Below are 16,199 nucleotides of genomic sequence, written 5' to 3'. Positions count from 1 at the left end.
ATGGACGTCGTCGTCGCTCTGCTGGCGCTGTTCTTCGTGCTCTGTGTCGCGGCGGGCGTGGTCCTGACCGTGAAGGCCACGCGGGCGGTGAAGCGGGGCGTCGAGCGCACGGTGGCCGACACCCGCAGAACGGTCCAGGAGACGACGCTCAGGGCCCGCCGCGCGGTGCAGCCCGGCGCGGCCGGCGACATCGCGGGCCTGCGGCTCTCCCTGCGCAACTCCATCGACGCCACCCGCCGCGAGCTTGAGCACGCCGTGCAGGGGGACCCCGGGCTGCGCGAGTCGATCGGCCTGCTCGACCGGCTCCACGAGTACGCGCGCCAGGTCGACGGCGAACTGCGGCACCTGGAGCGGGAGCCGGACAAGTCGCGCGTCGCGGAGCGGCTGCCGGAGCTGCGCGGCCGCGCGGAGCGGATCGCGCAGTCGGCGAACTCGCTGCGCTGGGCGGCGCAGGACCGCGCGCGGCACACGGCGGAGGACGAGGACGGGCTGGATGCGCTGACGACGCAGATCGACCTGGAGACGGGCGCGCTGCGGCACTGGACGCCGGCGGCGGGGCAGGAGACCGCCCCGGGCGCCGCGCCTTCGGAGGCACCGTCCGAGGCGTCTTCCGGTGAAAAGGCGCGTCCTGCGGACAGTGCGGGCCGGTCGCCGAAGCAGCAGCCGGCGCTGTCGTCCGGCGGGACGTCGGAGGGGCAGGACGCCTTCCAGGCACTGCTGTCGAAGATCGAGAAGATGCGCAAACCGGAGTCGGCGTAGCGCTGTCCGGGGCCGGGACACGGGCGTGACCTCGGCGGACCGCCTAGCCCGTACGCGCCGTGCGGGCCCTCGGATGCGGGGTGTTCGGCAAGCCCAGTAGTGTCTTGGGCATGTCCTCCGATGTCGCGATCGTCGCCGATTCCACGGCCTATCTGCCTCCCGAGGCGATGCGGCGGCACGGCATCATCTCCGTCCCGCTGACCGTCGTGCTCGGTGACCGGGCGCTGGAGGAGGGCACCGAGATCTCCGCCCGCTCGCTGGCCGAGGCGCTGCGCAAGCGGAACCCGGTGACGACATCACGGCCCAGCCCGGCGCTCTTCGCGGCGACGTACCGGAAGGCGGCGGAGGCGGGCGCGCGGGGCATCGTGTCGCTGCACCTGTCCGCGGAGTTCTCCGGGACGTACGACGCGGCGGTGCTGGCGGCGAAGGAGGCGCCGGTGCCGGTGCGGGTGGTGGACACCCGCATGGTGGCGATGGCCCTCGGCTTCTGCGCGATCGCCGCCGCGGAGGCGGCGGAGGCGGGCGGCACCGTGGACGACGCGGTGGAGGCGGCGGAGCGGCGGGCGGCGGGCACGTCGGCGTTCTTCTACGTCGACACCCTGGACTACCTGCGCCGCGGCGGCCGGATCGGCACCGCCCAGGCGCTGCTGGGCTCGGCCCTGGCGGTCAAGCCGCTGCTGCGGCTGGACGGCGGGCGGATCGAGCTGCTGGAGAAGGTCCGTACAGCGAGCCGGGCGATCCTGCGCCTGGAGGAGCTGGTGCTCGAACGGGCGGCGGAGGGCCCGGTGGACGTCGCGGTGCACCACCTGGCGGCGGCGGAGCGCGCGGCGGAGCTGGCGGACCGGCTGCGGGAGCGGGTGCCGGGGCTGGGGGAGCTGCATCTGAGCGAGGTGGGCGCGGTGATCGGGGCGCACACGGGGCCGGGGCTGCTGGGGGCGGTGGTGTCGCGGCGGGGCGGCGCGTAGCCACGAGTTGTCCACAACCGGCGAGTTATCCACAGGAATTGCCGGTGATCAGCGGGGGTGGGGGCGGGGCTCGTACCTTCGGGCCATGAGCGCACGAACGGGTACGGAGACCAGGGGACCGGGCCGCCACGACCCGCGCAGCCGCCGCCGGCGGGGGAGCGGGGCGGCGGGGACGCCGAGGAGCACGCCGCGGGAGCACCTGCGCCACAGAGCAACGACGATGCTCGGCCCACCCATCCGCCACCCCACAGACGAACCACGCCCACACCTCCGCTGGACCAGCAAGGACCCGCCCCGCTTCCCCCGGAGGGGGACGGGCGGGGAGGGCGCGGAGGGGCCGGGGCCGGCGAAGCCGGGATGGCCGGGCGGGGAGCGCAGTACGGCGGCGGAGTCGCACGGGCCGCAGCTCGCGGAGCCGACCGCGCCGCCGGGGCGGGACAGCGGCGGCGCCGAGGTGGCGGCACCCGCGCCGGAGCCTCCCTTTGACGAGGGTGCGCCGGGTCCGCCCGGGCCGCGGCGGCAGTTCGCCGGCTGGGCAGCGGGCAGCCGTGACGGCGGGCCGGTGCCGGCCCCTGTCCCTGCGCCCGCTCCCGCGTCTGTCTCCGGCTCTGTGCCTGCCTGTCCACCCGCGCCCCTCCCTGCCCCCGCCCCTGCTGCCGGGTCCACCCCTGTCGCCGCGCCACCCCGCCGTACCGCCGCACTCACCCCTGCCCCGCGCCCTGGGCGTGCCGCCTCTCCGCCCGAGGATGACGGCGATCAACCCGCCCTCGACCGCGAGGGGATGGGGCGGTGGGAGCGGTGGGGAGTGGCGGTGCGGGAGCGGTTGCCGGTGTGGATCCGGCTGCGGTGCGGGCTGGAGCCCGGGACGTGCGTGGCCCTCGTGCTGGTGCTCGTCGCCGGGGTCGCTCTCGCCGCGTACCACTTCTGGTCCGGCCGCCCCCAGTCCGTACAGCCTCCGGAGGCACGCGGCTCGGCGCCACCGCCCGCCGCGGAGGCGGCGGTGCCGGATGCCACGGGGGAGCCCAGCGCCAGTGAAGCGGCGGACGTGGTGGTGGACGTCGTCGGCAAGGTGCGCGAGCCGGGTGTCCACCGGCTGTCTGCCGGGTCCCGCGTCGAGGACGCCTTACGCGCCGCGGGCGGTGTCCGCCCCGGCGCCGAGGCGGACGGCCTGAACCGGGCGCGGCCGCTGGTCGACGGCGAGCAGATCGTCGTCGGCGAGCCGCCACCGGCGGCGCCCGGCGCCCCACCGGCCCCCGCCGCGAACCCACCGGCGGGAGGCGGCTCGCCGACGACCGGACCGACAGCGGTGGTGAGTCTCAACTCCGCGACGCTGGAGCAGCTCGACGCGCTGCCGGGCATCGGTCCCGTGCTGGCGCAGCACATCATCGACTACCGAGACCAGAACGGCGGCTTCACCGACATCGAGCAACTCCGCGACGTGAACGGCATCGGTGACAGCCGCTTCGCGGACCTGCGCCCCCATGTCCAGCCGTGACCTCGCCTCGACCACGACCACCGCCGCCGCCGTACCTGGACAACCCCCGGCACCCAGGGGCCGGTTGCCTGGCACGCGACGGGAGGACGGTACGGCGGCTCCGTCCGCCGCGGCGGAGGGACCGGTCGATCTGCGGCTGGTGCCACCCGCGTTGGCCGCCTGGGCTGCGGCAGCGCTCGCGCTGGGCCGGGAGGGCGCGGCGGTGCCGGTGGCGTGCGCACTGGCAACGGCCGCCGCGCTGGCGCTGCTTGCCGCCGCCCACCTCCGCGGCAGGGGGCACGGGCCGCGGCCGGGGCGCAGCGCCGCCACCGTCCGCCCGGCCGCCGCCGGGCGGTCGCGGGTGCTGGTGGCCGGGGCGGCGGCGCTGCTGTGCGGTGCCGCGGGGGCGGGAGTCGCGGCGCTGCACGGTGCCGACCTCCACCGAGGACCGCTGCCCGCGGTCGCCGAACGGTACGGGCAGGCCACCGTCGAGATGGAGGTGACCTCCGACCCCCGGCTGAACCGCCCGCAGGTCCGCGGCCCGGCCGCCACCCCGCCCGCCGTACTCATCAGAGCAGAAGCCCGCCTGGTCACCACCCGCCCCACGGACACGCCCCAGGCGTCGCCGAAGAGCCCCGCACCACAGACCGCCGCCAGCCCGCCGACCGCCCTTCCCGCACCGCAAACCGCCGCTCCGGAGCGGACCACCTCCACCGATCTGACGCCAACTCCACCCGTCACTCCGGCCGCCGGCGCACCCCCCGAAGCCGCCGGCCCGCCGCCGACCACCCTCGCCGGCTCGGCGCCCGCCCCTCTCGCCACCCCGCTCCTCAACTCCACGCCGCTCCTCAACTCCACCCCGCAAGCCGCAGACCCGGGTCCTACCCCACCCGCCACCGCCTCACAGACCGCCCGCGTGCGGACGCCCGTGCTGGTCCTCGTGCAGCCCCGTGACGCCGCCGCGCGGCAGGCGTGGTTGAGGCTGCTGCCCTCGACCCGGGTGCGGGTCGACGCGCGGGTGTCGCCGGACTCCGGGGGCGGCCGGGCCGTGGGGGCCGTGCTGCGGGTCGTCGGGGACGGGCCGCCGGACGTCGTGGTCCGGCCCAGCGGGATGCAGCGCGCCGCGGGCGCTCTGCGGGGCGGGCTGCGCGAGGCCACCGACGGGCTCACCGCCGACGCCCGCGCGCTGCTGCCCGGGCTCGTCGTCGGCGACACCTCCCGCATCCCCGCCGAACTCCAGGACGCCTTCCACGCCACCGACCTCACTCACCTTCTTGCCGTCAGCGGAGCCAACTTCACGATCTTGCTCGCCCTCCTCATCGGACCGCCCCACCTCGCCGCCCGCGCCGAGCGCCGCGGGCTCGCGCCGCGGCTCGGCATTCCGCTGCGCGCGACCGCGTTCCTCGGCGGGCTCCTCACCCTCGGCTTCGTCGTCGTCTGCCGCCCCGAGCCGAGCGTCCTGCGGGCGGCGGTCTGCGGGCTCATCACCCTGCTCGCCCTCGGCACCGGCCGGCGCCGCTCCCTGCTGCCCGCCCTCGCCGCCGCCGTCCTGCTGCTCGTCCTCTACGACCCGTGGCTGGCCCGCGAGTACGGCTTCCTCCTCTCCGTCCTGGCCACCGCCGCCCTGCTCACCCTCGCGCCCCGCTGGAGCGCGGCGCTGCGCGCCCGCCGGGTGCCGCCGCGGCTCGCCGAGGCGCTGGCGGCGGCCGGGGCGGCGCAGGCGGTGTGCGCGCCCGTCGTCGCCGTGCTCGCGGCGCGCGTCAGCCTGGTCGCGATTCCGTGCAACCTGCTCGCCGAGTTCGCCGTCGCGCCCGCCACCGTCCTGGGGTTCGCGGCGCTCGCCGCCGCCCTGCCCGCGATGCCCGTCGCGGAGTTGCTGGCGGTGCCCGCGGGCTGGGCGGCGGAGTGGATCGCCGGCGTCGCCAGGACCGGGGCGGCGCTGCCCGGCGCCACGTACGGCTGGCCCGGCGGGTGGTACGGCGGGCTGGCCCTGGCCGCCGCGACGCCTCCCCTCCTGCTCGGCCTGCGCCGCCTGGCCCGCCACCGGTGGCTCTGCGTCGCCTGCGCCCTTCTCGTACTGCTCGCCGTGCTCCGCCCCGTCCCCCTCACCCGGGTCCTCACCGGCTGGCCGCCCGCCGGCTGGCGCCTCGTCGCGTGCGACGTCGGCCAGGGCGACGCGCTCGCGCTGGCCGCGGGCGACGGGGAGGCGGTCGTCGTGGACACCGGACCCGACCCCGCGCTGGTCGACCGCTGCCTGCGCGACCTCGGCGTCCGCCGCATCCCCCTCGTCGTCCTCACCCACTTCCACGAGGACCACGTCGCCGGACTGGCCGGTGTGCTGCGCGGCCGGGCCGTGGGCGCCATCCAGGTCGGCGGCCTGGACGAACCCCCGGGCCAGGCGGCCGCCGTGCGCCGCACGGCCGCCGCCGCGGGCGTGCCGGTGGTCCGCGCGCGCCCGGGGGAGCGGCGCCGGGCGGGCGGTCTTTCGTGGCAGGTGGTCTGGCCCGCGGCCGGCGCACCGCCCCCGGCCGAGCCGAACGACGCCAGCGTCACCCTCCTCGTGGAGACGGCCGGCCTCACCGTGCTCCTGCCCGGGGATCTGGAGCCGCCCGCCCAGCGCGCGTTGCTCGCCGCCGTCCCCCGACTGCCCCGCCTCGACGCGCTGAAGGTCCCGCACCACGGCTCCGCGTACCAGGACCACGAGCTGCTACGGCGCCTCAAGCCCCGCTTCGCCCTCGTCAGCGCGGGCGCCGGCAACCCGTACGGCCACCCCTCGCCCCGTACCGTCGCCGCCCTGCGTGCCCAGGGCGCCGCGGTGCTGCGCACCGACCTGCACGGCCCGCTCGCCCTCACCGCGGAAGGAGAGGAAGAAGACCGCACCCCCGCCGCCACCCTCGGCGGCAGATAGCCGCGTCGGCAACGGATCCCAACGGACCGGTGAACTCCGGCACTTGACTCAAGCACGTCCCAGCCGTCACAACCCGGCGGTGAACCCCCGGTTTGCATAGAAAGCAGTACCAGTGCTCGAATGAACGCCCGAGCCACTGAAATTCCACGGGGGTGGATGCTTCATGATCGGTCGTCTCCGGCGCAGATCCCCGGCCACGGCAACCCGGCGCGACGCCGGCCTGGTCGGCGTGCGGGTCCCTTCACACGCGGGGGTGCTGAGCTGCCGTGTGCTCGACCCCGTCGACCAGCCGCTGCCGCAGGCGGAGATCGTGCTCGCCGACGCCGCCGGGCGCAAGGTCGTCAGCGGCGAGAGCGATCCGTTCGGCACCTTCGTCGTCGCGGTCCCGGCCGGCAGCTACCGGCTCTCGATCAACGCCGAGGGCTTCACCCCGTACCGCGGCGAGATCGAAGTCGCGGAAGGCGCCCACAACTCCCTCGGCGACCTCGCGCTCGGCCCCTCCCCGCTGCCGCAGCTCCCGCCGCCCGGCGACTGGGAGATCGACCAGGCGCACACCACCATCGCCTTCGTCGCGCAGCACATCGGCATGGCGCGCGTACGAGGCCGGTTCAACGCCTTCAGCGGCGCCCTGCGCATCGGCCGGCGCATGGAGGACTCGGCCATGCGCGTCGCCATCCAGGCGGCCAGCATCGACACCAACATCAAGATGCGCGACGACCACCTGCGCTCCCCGGACTTCCTCGACGTCGGGCGCTACCCGGCGATCGAGTTCGCCAGCGACCGCTTCGTCCACCGCGGCGGCGCCCGCTGGGCCGTCTCCGGCGCGCTCTCCATCCACGGCGTCAGCCGCACCGTCACGCTCGACACCCGCTACCTCGGCACCGGTTACGGCATGGAGGGCGAACTGCGCGCCGCCTGCCGGGCGACCGTCGAACTGCACCGCGAGGACTTCACGCTCAACTGGCAGCACATGCTCGCCCGCGGCATCGCCGTCGTGGGTTCCAGTATCCAGATCGAACTGGACATCCAGGTGGTGGCCGCAAGCTGACGCCACGGGGCTGCGCGGCGCGCCCGGCCGGTCATCCTGCCGGGTCGTCCGGCACGGTCGCGGAGCCCTCCAGCCAGCCGTCGTACGACTCGGCCAGCTCCTCAAGACCCGCCGCCACCGCCTCCCCCGCGTCCTCGACGACGACGAGCCACTGCGCGTCCTCCGCGTCGTCCTCGCCGGCCAGGGCGTCGCGGATCAGTTGCGGCTCGCCGGCCAGGCCGAAGCGCTCCACGGCCAGTTCGGCCACCGCCTCCGCGGCGTCGCGGTCGGGCAGCACGAGTACGTAGGTCAGGTCGCTCACGCCGCCATTGTGCCCGCGGCCGCGGGAGGTGTCGTACCGGCGTGGGATGCTGTACGGCGATGGCAGCGACGACCCGGAACCCCAGGACCAGCAAGGGCGGCAGCGCCGGTGGCGACCCGCTCACCCCTGTCACGCTCGCCGTGGGCCAGGAGGACCTGCTGGTCGACCGCGCGGTGCAGGAGGTCGTGGGCGCCGCCCGCGCCGCCGACCCCGACACCGACGTGCGCGAGCTGACCCACGACGCCCTCCATCCCGGCACGCTCGCCGAGCTGACCAGCCCGTCGCTCTTCGCCGAGCGCAAGGTCGTGGTCGTGCGGGGCGCGCAGGACCTCGCCGCCGACGCGGTGAAGGACGTCAAGGCGTACGTGGCCGCACCCGCCGCCGAGATCACCCTGGTGCTGGCGCACGCCGGCGGCGCCAAGGGCAAGGGCCTGCTGGACGCGGCGCGCAAGGCCGGCGCCCGGGAGGTCGACTGCGCCAAGGTGACCCGCCCCGCGGACCGGCTGGCGTTCGTGAAGGCCGAGTTCCGGGCCGCGGGCCGCACCGCGACGCCGTCGGCCTGCCAGGCGCTGGTCGACGCGATCGGCTCCGACCTGCGGGAGATGGCCAGCGCCTGCGCGCAGCTCGCGGCCGACGTGGAGGGCACGATCGACGACGCGGTCGTCGCGCGCTACTACACGGGCCGGGCCGAGACCTCCGGCTTCGAGGTGGCCGACCGGGCCGTCGAGGGCCGTACGGCCGAGGCCCTGGAGGCCCTCCGCTGGGCGCTGAGCACGGGCGTGGCCCCGGTCCTCCTCACCAGCGCCCTCGCCCAGGGCGTCCGCTCCATCGGCCGCCTCGCCTCGGCCCCCCGCGGCATGCGCCCGGCCGACCTGGCCCGCGAGCTGGGCATGCCGCCGTGGAAGGTGGATCGCGTCCGCCAGCAGATGCGCGGCTGGACCGCGGACGGCGTGGCGACGGCACTCCGCGCGGTGGCCCAGGCAGACGCGGACGTCAAGGGCGGCTCGGACGACCCGGCCTACGCCCTGGAGAAGGCCGTTGTCACCATCAGCACCGCCGCCCGCCCCCGCTGACCGGGCACCCCCGGGGCCGGGAGTCACCAAGGAACGGTTGCGGCGCCCCGCCCGCCTCGGCAGCGGCCGAGCGCAGCGCCCATGCGCAAGGCCCCGTCGGGCCCTGGGGAGGGGCCGGGACGGGGCCTTGCGGGGTTGCTGTGCGCCGCACCCGCGTGGCGAACGCAGGCCGCGTGCGGCGTGGTGTTCTCGGTGCCCGACCGGAGCGGAGTGAGAGGGCTCGCGACTGTCGGCCGGGGTGGGCCCCTCCGGGGGCCGGGGTCAGGCCTGGAGGGCCTGGACGCGCTTGGCCAGGGCGGCCTTCTTGTTCGCCGCCTGGTTGCGGTGGATGACGCCCTTGCTGACCGCCTTGTCCAGCTTGCGGGCGGCGGCGCGCTGCGCCTCCACGGCCTTCTCGGCGTCCCCGGCCTCGACGGCCTCGCGGGTACGGCGGATCGCGGTGCGCAGTTCGGACTTCACGGCCTTGTTGCGCAGCCGGGCCTTCTCGTTGGTCTTGATCCGCTTGATCTGGGACTTGATGTTCGCCACGTAGCTGCCTCTTGAGAGATGTTCGAAGATCGTCCTGTGGGACCTGAACTGCCGGACCTCACCGGGTCCAGGCACAGTGGCTCAGGCTACCAGCAGCCAGGACGGCCGCCCAAACCGCTCCCGGCCCCGCGCGCATGGGACCATGGGGGCGACGAGTGCAGACACGCCCCTCCCTCCCGACAGGACCCCTAGGTGCCCGCGACCGAAACCACCGTGCCGCAGCCCAGCCGTACCGAGCCCGCGCTGATCCGCAATTTCTGCATCATCGCGCACATCGACCACGGCAAGTCGACGCTGGCCGACCGGATGCTCCAGATCACCGGAGTCGTCGACAAGCGCCAGATGCGTGAGCAGTACCTCGACCGTATGGACATCGAGCGCGAGCGCGGCATCACGATCAAGTCCCAGGCCGTACGCATGCCGTGGTCGCCCTCGGAGGGTGACAGCAGCGGCGAGGCGCACATCCTCAACATGATCGACACCCCCGGGCACGTCGACTTCACGTACGAGGTCTCCCGCTCGCTCGCCGCCTGCGAGGGCTGCGTGCTGCTGGTGGACGCCGCGCAGGGCATCGAGGCGCAGACCCTCGCGAACCTCTATCTCGCGATGGAGAACGACCTCACGATCATCCCGGTGCTGAACAAGATCGACCTGCCCGCCGCGCAGCCGGAGAAGTTCGCCGCCGAGCTGGCCGGGCTCATCGGCTGCGACCCCTCCGACGTGCTGCGGGTCTCGGCGAAGACCGGGGAGGGCGTCGGGGCGCTGCTCGACGAGGTGGTCCGGCAGGTGCCGGCGCCGGTGGGGGTCAAGGACGCCCCCGCCCGCGCGATGATCTTCGACTCGGTCTACGACTCGTACCGCGGCGTCGTGACGTACGTGAAGGTCGTCGACGGCACGCTCGGCAGGCGCGAGCGGATCAAGATGATGTCGACCGGCGCCCAGCACGAGCTGCTGGAGATCGGCACGAACTCGCCCGAGATGACCCCGGCCGACGGCCTCTCCGTCGGCGAGGTCGGCTATCTGATCACGGGCGTCAAGGACGTCCGCCAGTCCAAGGTCGGCGACACCGTCACCCGGCTCAGCAAGGGCGCCACCGAGCCGCTCGGCGGCTACAAGGACCCCAAGCCCATGGTGTTCTCCGGGCTCTACCCGGTCGACGGCTCCGACTACCCCGAGCTGCGCGACGCGCTCGACAAGCTCCAGCTCAACGACGCCGCGCTGGTCTACGAGCCGGAGACCTCGGCGGCGCTCGGCTTCGGCTTCCGCGTCGGCTTCCTCGGCCTGCTGCACCTGGAGGTGATCAGGGAGCGGCTGGAGCGCGAGTTCAACCTCGACCTGATCGCCACCGCGCCCAACGTGATCTACCGCGTCGTGCTGGAGGACCGCACCGAGCACGTCGTCACCAACCCCAGCGAGTTCCCGGTCGGCAAGATCGAGGAGGTCTACGAGCCGGTCGTACGGGCGACGATCCTCACCCCCAGCGAGTACATCGGCTCGGTCATGGAGCTGTGCCAGAACCGCCGCGGCACGCTGCTCGGCATGGACTACCTCTCCGAGGAGCGCGTCGAGATCCGCTACACGCTGCCGCTCGCCGAGGTCGTCTTCGACTTCTTCGACCAGCTCAAGTCGAAGACCCGCGGGTACGCCTCCCTCGACTACGAGCCCACGGGCGAGCAGAGCAGCCAGCTCGTCAAGGTCGACATCCTGCTGCACGGCGACAAGGTCGACGCCTTCTCCGCGATCACGCACAAGGACAAGGCGTACGCCTACGGTGTCCGGCTCGTCGCCAAGCTGAAGGAGCTGATCCCGCGGCAGGCGTTCGAGGTGCCCGTACAGGCGGCCATCGGCTCCCGTGTCATCGCCCGCGAGACCATCCGCGCCATCCGCAAGGACGTCCTCGCCAAGTGCTACGGCGGCGACATCTCCCGTAAGCGGAAGCTGCTGGAGAAGCAGAAGGAAGGCAAGAAGCGGATGAAGATGGTCGGCAACGTGGAGGTGCCGCAGGAGGCCTTCATCGCGGTGCTGTCCTCGGACGAGGACGGCAAGGCGAAGAAGTAGCGGCGGCCGCCCCGCGGGGCGCGAAGCGGAATCGTACGGACCGGGCCGGCGCGGGATCCCCCGCCCGGCCCGGCTTCGAAACATATCCGACGCCTTGCAGACCCTTACGCCGTTCGATGTCACCCTCTAATCTGCTGGTTACTCGCCAGTTACCAGCGAAGAGCAGGGCCGGAGGATGCAGTGACCGAGACCGAAACCCAGACGAAGCTGGACAGCCGCCCGCCGTCCGTCGCCACGCTCTTCCTTGACCGCGTCGAGTCCACTCCCGACCGGGAGGCGTTCCAGTACCCGGTGCCCGCGGCCACCGCCGGCGAGGGCGACGAGTGGCGGTCGCTGACCTGGGCGCAGTCCGCCGAGCGGGTCTTCGCGATCGCCGCCGGGCTGCTCGACCTCGGCCTGCAGCCCGAGGAGCGGGTCGCGCTCGCCTGCAACACCCGGCTGGAGTGGATCCTCACCGACCTCGGCATCCTCTGCGCCGGCGGCGCCAACACCACGGTCTACCCCAGCACCAACGCCGAGGAGACCGCGTACATCCTCGCCGACTCCGGCAGCCGCGTGCTCGTCGCCGAGGACGCCGCCCAGCTCGCCAAGGCGCGCGAGATGCGGGCGGGGCTGCCCGACCTGGCGCACGTCGTCGTGGTCGAGGCCGCGGACGCCGTCGCCGCCGAGGGCGACCCGGACGGCTGGGTGCTCTCCCTCGCCGAGCTGGAGCGGCGCGGCACCGACTATCTGGAGAAGCACCCCGAGGCCGTACGGGAGCACATCCGGGCCCTGCGCCCCGACCAGCTCGCCACCCTCATCTACACCTCCGGCACCACAGGCCGTCCCAAGGGCGTGCGGCTGGCACACGACTCGTGGTCGTACATGGGCTACGCGATCGAGGGCATCGAGCTGGTCATGCCGGAGGACACCCAGTACCTGTGGCTGCCGCTCGCGCACGTCTTCGGCAAGGTGCTCACCGCCGGGCACATCAAGGTCGGGCACGTGATGGCCGTCGACGGCCGGATCGACAAGATCATCGAGAACCTGCCGGTCGTCCGGCCCACCCAGATGTGCGGCGTCCCGCGGATCTTCGAGAAGGTCTACAACGGCGTGGCCGCCAAGGCGAAGGCCGGCGGCGGCGCCAAGTACAAGATCTTCCTGTGGGCCGCCGAGGTCGCCCGCGAGTACGCGCGCGTCACCCAGGACAACCACCGCCGCACCGGCAAGCGCACCGCGCCCGTCGGCCTGGCGACCAAGCACGCCCTCGCGGACAAGCTGGTCTACGGCAAGTTCCGCGCCGCCTTCGGCGGCCGGATGCGCGGCATGGTCTCCGGATCCGCCGCCCTCGCCCCCGAGATCGGCTACTTCTTCGACGGCGCCGGCGTCCCCATCCTGGAGGGCTACGGCCTCACCGAGTCCGCCGCCGCCAGCTTCTGCAACCGCCTGGAGACCTACCGCACCGGCACCGTCGGCAAGCCGCTGCCCGGCTGCGAGGTGCGGATCGCCGACGACGGCGAGATCCTGCTGCGCGGCCCCGGCATCATGCAGGGCTACCACGGCCTGCCGGAGAAGACCGCCGAAGTGCTGGAGGACGACGGCTGGTTCCACACCGGCGACATCGGCGAGCTGTCCGACGACGGCTTCCTGCGCATCACCGACCGCAAGAAGGACCTGATCAAGACGTCCGGTGGCAAGTACATCGCGCCGAGCGAGGTCGAGGGCCAGTTCAAGGCCGTCTGCCCGTACGTCGGCTCGATCCTCGTCATCGGCGCCGACCGCAACTTCTGCACCGCCCTGATCTCCCTCGACGAGGTGGCGCTCACCGGCTGGGCGAAGGAGAACGGCCTGGCGGACGGGTCGTACGCCGAGCTGGTCGTCTCCCCGGAGGTCCGGGAGCTGGTCGACGGGTACGTACAGCAGCTCAACGAGCGGCTGCAGCGCTGGCAGATGATCAGGAAGTTCCGGATCCTGCCGCGGGACCTCGACGTCGAGCACGGCGAGCTGACGCCGAGCCTGAAGCTGAAGCGTCCCGTGGTGGAGAAGGAGTACAAGGACCTGATCGAGGACATGTACGAGGGCGCCAGGGAAGCCTGAGGCCCGGCTCCTTTCCGACGCGCCCCCGGGGCCGGAAGTGCCGTGCGGCGGTGGCCGCTTGCGGCCGGTCCGCGGGGGTGCGTCTGTTGTCGTACGCGGGGAACGGGAAGGGCGTTCAGGGGTGTGCGGGCGGCGTGTGCGTCGCCGGTCGCGCCCCTCGAACGTGCGACGCACGCGATCCCGTTGACAGTGGCCGCGGCCCCCGCGGCGGGGTGGTGAGAGGGCTGCTCCCGGAGGCGCGGAGGTCTCGTACGCACGCGTGTCCACCGCGGTGAGCTGTGTCTTCGCCGTTACGGCCGGTGCGGCAGCGGGTCGCCGGGGGCCCGTGGGAAGGGCCGGGCGGGGGTGGCCGGAGGGGGTAGTCCGGGGGGTGTGGCGGGGGTCGGATGGGCCATATCCGGTCACCAGTTGTGTCACTTGGTGCATCTGGGCGAGCTCAGTCTGTCACCCTGGTACGCGGGGAATGCCCGTATGCCGGGATTGGGCCGGGAGAGGACAGTGGGGACGACCTTCGCAGTGCAGGCCGTACGTCGATCCACCGTGGTGTCGGTCGTGCGAAGAGAGCCCGCGGAGCCGGACGGCGGGGACGGCGGAGGCGGCACGGAAGGTGCCGACGACGCGGACGGTACGGACGGCGCGGACGACGTGCCGGCATCCGGCGGGGAGTCCCGCGGCGGCGCCCGCAGAGCGCACCGTACGGCCCGGGGCGACGCGGACGGCGAGGCCGCGGACGACGGCGGGGACGACGGTGGGGACGACGGCGGTGACGACGGCGGTGACGGCTCGGGGGAAGACGGCGCAGACGCCGGGGCGGAAGGCTCCGCGGGCAGCGGCGCGGAGGACACCGGCGAGAATGCGGACGCGGACGCCGCCCCGGGTCCGGAGGGCGTGACCGACGTCGCCCTGACCCTCGCCGCCGGAATGCCCGCCGCCGCAGCCGCCCGCCGGTTCGTACGCGAGCTGCTCGCCGGCCGTGCAGGGCCCGAGGTCGACGACGCCGAGCTGCTGACCAGCGAGCTGGTCACGAACGCCGTGGTGCACGCCGGCACCGACGTACGGGTCCGCTGCCGGCTCGTCACCGAGGACGCCACCGCCGCCGGTCTCGCGCGCGACGGCGCCGACGCCGGCGGCCCGGCCGCGGAGCCGACGCTGCTGGTGGAGGTCACCGACCGGCACGCGGCCCGGGTGATGCCGCTGCCGGCGCCCGAGGAGTCGTACGGCTACGGGCTGCAGCTCGTCGCCGCGCTTGCCGACGCCTGGGGCGTGGAGCACCGGCGCAGCGAGAAGACCGTCTGGTTCCGGATGGGCCCGCTGCGCGAGGTCGCGGACGAGCCGGCCGACGACGACCCGGCCGTCGCGGCACCGGGCCGGGAGACGGGCGCGGCGCAGGACGAGGCGGGCGCGTACGGCGCGGGCGCCGTTCGCGGCGACGCGGCCCACGGCCGGGGCGTACCGCACCACGCGGACGGCTCCGGCGGCGACACCGTCCGCGGGGCGCACGACCTCGCCGACGACGACCTCGCCGACCCGCACGCCGCCGACACCGCCGCGCTCCGCCTGCCCAGCCAGGCCACCGCGCACACCCCGCGCAGCGCCACCGACCCCGAACTGCGCGGCGGCGGCCCCTGGGCCGGCGTCGGCGCCTTCTCGTTCCTCGCCGAGACCTCCGACATGCTCGCCGGGCAGTTCGACGAGGACATGGTCGCCTCGCTGGCCACCCAGCTCCTCGTACCCCGGCTCGCCGACTGGAGCGCCGTCTGGCTCGAAGGCGCCGACGGCGCCGAGCCCCGCCTCGCGCAGGTCTGGCACGCCGCCGAGGAGCGGATCTCCCCGCTCCGCCGCGCCCTGGAGCAGTGCCCGCTGCCGCCGCCCGACGCCCGCCCCGTACCGGTCTCGTGGCCCGGCGGCAGCGGCGGCGTCGCCCGCGGCCCCGGAGACGCCGGCTACGGGCTCGGCGGCCCCGCGCTGGCCTGCCCGCTGGTCGCCGGCGGCCGGCGGGTCGGCACGCTGCTCTTCGGCCGCGCCGGCGTCGCCCGGATCGGCGGCGACGTCGTCGCCGTCGTCACGGACTTCGCGCGCCGCGTCGCGCACGCCGTCTCCGCCGCCCGCCAGTACACGCGCCAGGTGACCATCAGCGAGGTGCTCCAGCGCGGCCTGCTGCCCAGCGGCATCGCGGAGATGCCGGCCATGGACACCGCCGTCGTCTACGAGCCGGCCGAGGGCGCCGCCGCGGGCGGCGACTTCTACGACCTCTTCCCCAGCGGCAGCGACCGCTGGTGCTTCGCCCTCGGCGACGTTTGCGGCCAGGGCCCGGAGGCGGCGGTCGTCACGGGCCTCGCGCGGCCGGTGCTGCGGCTGCTGGCGCGCGAGGGCTACGGCGTCGCGGACGTGCTCGCCGGCCTGAACCGCACCCTCGTGGAGCACGCCTTCGAGGCCGTCGAGGCGGCCACGGCGTTCGGGCTGCCGCCGGAGCAGGCGCGGTTCCTGTCGCTGCTGTACGGGGAGCTGGTGCCGTACGAGCACGACCGCGGCGGCGTCCGCTGCACCGTGGCCAGCGCCGGCCACCCGCTGCCGCTGCTGCTGCGCAGCGACGGCGGGGTGCGGGCGGCGGCGGACTCGCAGTTGCTGCTGGGGGTGCTGGACGACGCGGAGTACTACAGCCAGTCGTTCGACCTGGAGCCCGGCGACACGCTGCTGTGCGTGACGGACGGCGTGACGGAGCGGCGGTACGGGGACCGGCTGTTCGATGACGAGGACGGGCTGGCGGAGGCCCTGTCGTGCTGCACGGGGCTGGGCGCGGCGGCGGTGGCGGAGCGGATCAGGACGGCGGTGCACGACTTCGCGCCGGTGCCGCCGCGGGACGACCTGGCGATGATGGTGCTCCAGGCGCGGGGGACGGAGCCGGGCGGGTACTGAGGCGGGGCTGGAGCCGGGATCCGGGCTGCGCCGGGGGCCGGTGACCGGGGGCCGGTGACCGGGGAGTCCGGGACTTCCGGCGGCCCGGGGGAC

11 protein-coding genes are annotated in these 16,199 nt (G+C 74.6%); 9 read left to right on the top strand and 2 right to left on the bottom strand.

From position 1 onward, the window contains the following. From OG946_RS10520 to OG946_RS10500, 5 genes are all read left to right on the top strand, one after another. The gene (locus OG946_RS10520) at positions 1 to 759 is read left to right on the top strand and encodes a hypothetical protein (RefSeq protein WP_326795871.1); all 759 of its coding nucleotides are present in this window, start codon (positions 1 to 3) and stop codon (positions 757 to 759) included. A 110-nt stretch (positions 760 to 869) separates the two neighbouring features. Continuing rightward, positions 870 to 1,724, top strand: a complete 855-nt coding sequence (locus OG946_RS10515) for a DegV family protein (RefSeq protein WP_326795870.1) — start codon at positions 870 to 872, stop codon at positions 1,722 to 1,724. 811 nt (positions 1,725 to 2,535) lie between these two features. After that, positions 2,536 to 3,219 (top strand): ComEA family DNA-binding protein, encoded by a 684-nt coding sequence (locus tag OG946_RS10510; RefSeq protein ID WP_326795869.1) that lies wholly within the window; start codon positions 2,536 to 2,538, stop codon positions 3,217 to 3,219. Positions 3,220 to 3,691: 472 nt separating this feature from the next. After that, complete coding sequence (locus OG946_RS10505) at positions 3,692 to 6,106, top strand: ComEC/Rec2 family competence protein (protein ID WP_442814604.1); 2,415 nt, start codon at positions 3,692 to 3,694, stop codon at positions 6,104 to 6,106. A gap of 163 nt (positions 6,107 to 6,269) precedes the next feature. After that, positions 6,270 to 7,154: a YceI family protein gene (locus OG946_RS10500; RefSeq protein ID WP_326795867.1), complete on the top strand. Its 885-nt coding sequence runs from the start codon at positions 6,270 to 6,272 to the stop codon at positions 7,152 to 7,154. 31 nt (positions 7,155 to 7,185) lie between these two features. Here the strand turns inward: OG946_RS10500 and OG946_RS10495 are convergent, their stop codons facing one another. After that, positions 7,186 to 7,455, bottom strand: coding sequence for a hypothetical protein (locus OG946_RS10495; protein ID WP_326795866.1), 270 nt, complete (start codon positions 7,453 to 7,455; stop codon positions 7,186 to 7,188). Between the two features lie 59 nt (positions 7,456 to 7,514). On the opposite strand from OG946_RS10495, the gene holA reads away from it, so the two are divergent. Then, the gene (gene holA, locus OG946_RS10490) at positions 7,515 to 8,528 is read left to right on the top strand and encodes a DNA polymerase III subunit delta (RefSeq protein WP_326795865.1); all 1,014 of its coding nucleotides are present in this window, start codon (positions 7,515 to 7,517) and stop codon (positions 8,526 to 8,528) included. Positions 8,529 to 8,789: 261 nt separating this feature from the next. On the opposite strand, the gene rpsT is transcribed toward holA, so the two are convergent. Beyond that, positions 8,790 to 9,056, bottom strand: a complete 267-nt coding sequence (gene rpsT / locus OG946_RS10485; RefSeq protein ID WP_326795864.1) for a 30S ribosomal protein S20 — start codon at positions 9,054 to 9,056, stop codon at positions 8,790 to 8,792. Between the two features lie 192 nt (positions 9,057 to 9,248). On the opposite strand from rpsT, the gene lepA reads away from it, so the two are divergent. The 3 genes from lepA to OG946_RS10470 all read left to right on the top strand — a co-directional run bounded on the left by lepA (position 9,249) and on the right by OG946_RS10470 (position 16,106). Then, the gene (gene lepA / locus OG946_RS10480; protein WP_326795863.1) at positions 9,249 to 11,114 is read left to right on the top strand and encodes a translation elongation factor 4; all 1,866 of its coding nucleotides are present in this window, start codon (positions 9,249 to 9,251) and stop codon (positions 11,112 to 11,114) included. A gap of 180 nt (positions 11,115 to 11,294) precedes the next feature. Continuing rightward, on the top strand, positions 11,295 to 13,190 hold the full coding sequence (locus tag OG946_RS10475) for an AMP-dependent synthetase/ligase (RefSeq protein ID WP_326795862.1): 1,896 nt from the start codon (positions 11,295 to 11,297) through the stop codon (positions 13,188 to 13,190). A gap of 540 nt (positions 13,191 to 13,730) precedes the next feature. Further along, the gene (locus OG946_RS10470) at positions 13,731 to 16,106 is read left to right on the top strand and encodes a SpoIIE family protein phosphatase (RefSeq protein ID WP_442814603.1); all 2,376 of its coding nucleotides are present in this window, start codon (positions 13,731 to 13,733) and stop codon (positions 16,104 to 16,106) included. The last annotated feature ends 93 nt before the right edge of the window (positions 16,107 to 16,199 follow it).

Origin of the sequence: Streptomyces sp. NBC_01808 (assembly GCF_035917395.1) — a bacterium.
GTDB lineage: Bacteria > Actinomycetota > Actinomycetes > Streptomycetales > Streptomycetaceae > Streptomyces.
The sequence above is the reverse complement of the archived record's forward strand: the minus strand, read 5'-3'. Positions and strand labels throughout refer to the sequence as shown.

Excerpts from the sequence above, each read along its gene's own strand:
- OG946_RS10520 (WP_326795871.1), top strand. The coding sequence starts at position 1 with ATGGACGTCGTCGTCGCTCTGCTGGCGCTGTTCTTCGTGCTCTGTGTC.
- OG946_RS10515 (WP_326795870.1), top strand. The coding sequence starts at position 870 with ATGTCCTCCGATGTCGCGATCGTCGCCGATTCCACGGCCTATCTGCCT.
- OG946_RS10505 (WP_442814604.1), top strand. The coding sequence starts at position 3,692 with ATGGAGGTGACCTCCGACCCCCGGCTGAACCGCCCGCAGGTCCGCGGC.
- OG946_RS10500 (WP_326795867.1), top strand. The coding sequence starts at position 6,270 with ATGATCGGTCGTCTCCGGCGCAGATCCCCGGCCACGGCAACCCGGCGC.
- holA (WP_326795865.1), top strand. The coding sequence starts at position 7,515 with ATGGCAGCGACGACCCGGAACCCCAGGACCAGCAAGGGCGGCAGCGCC.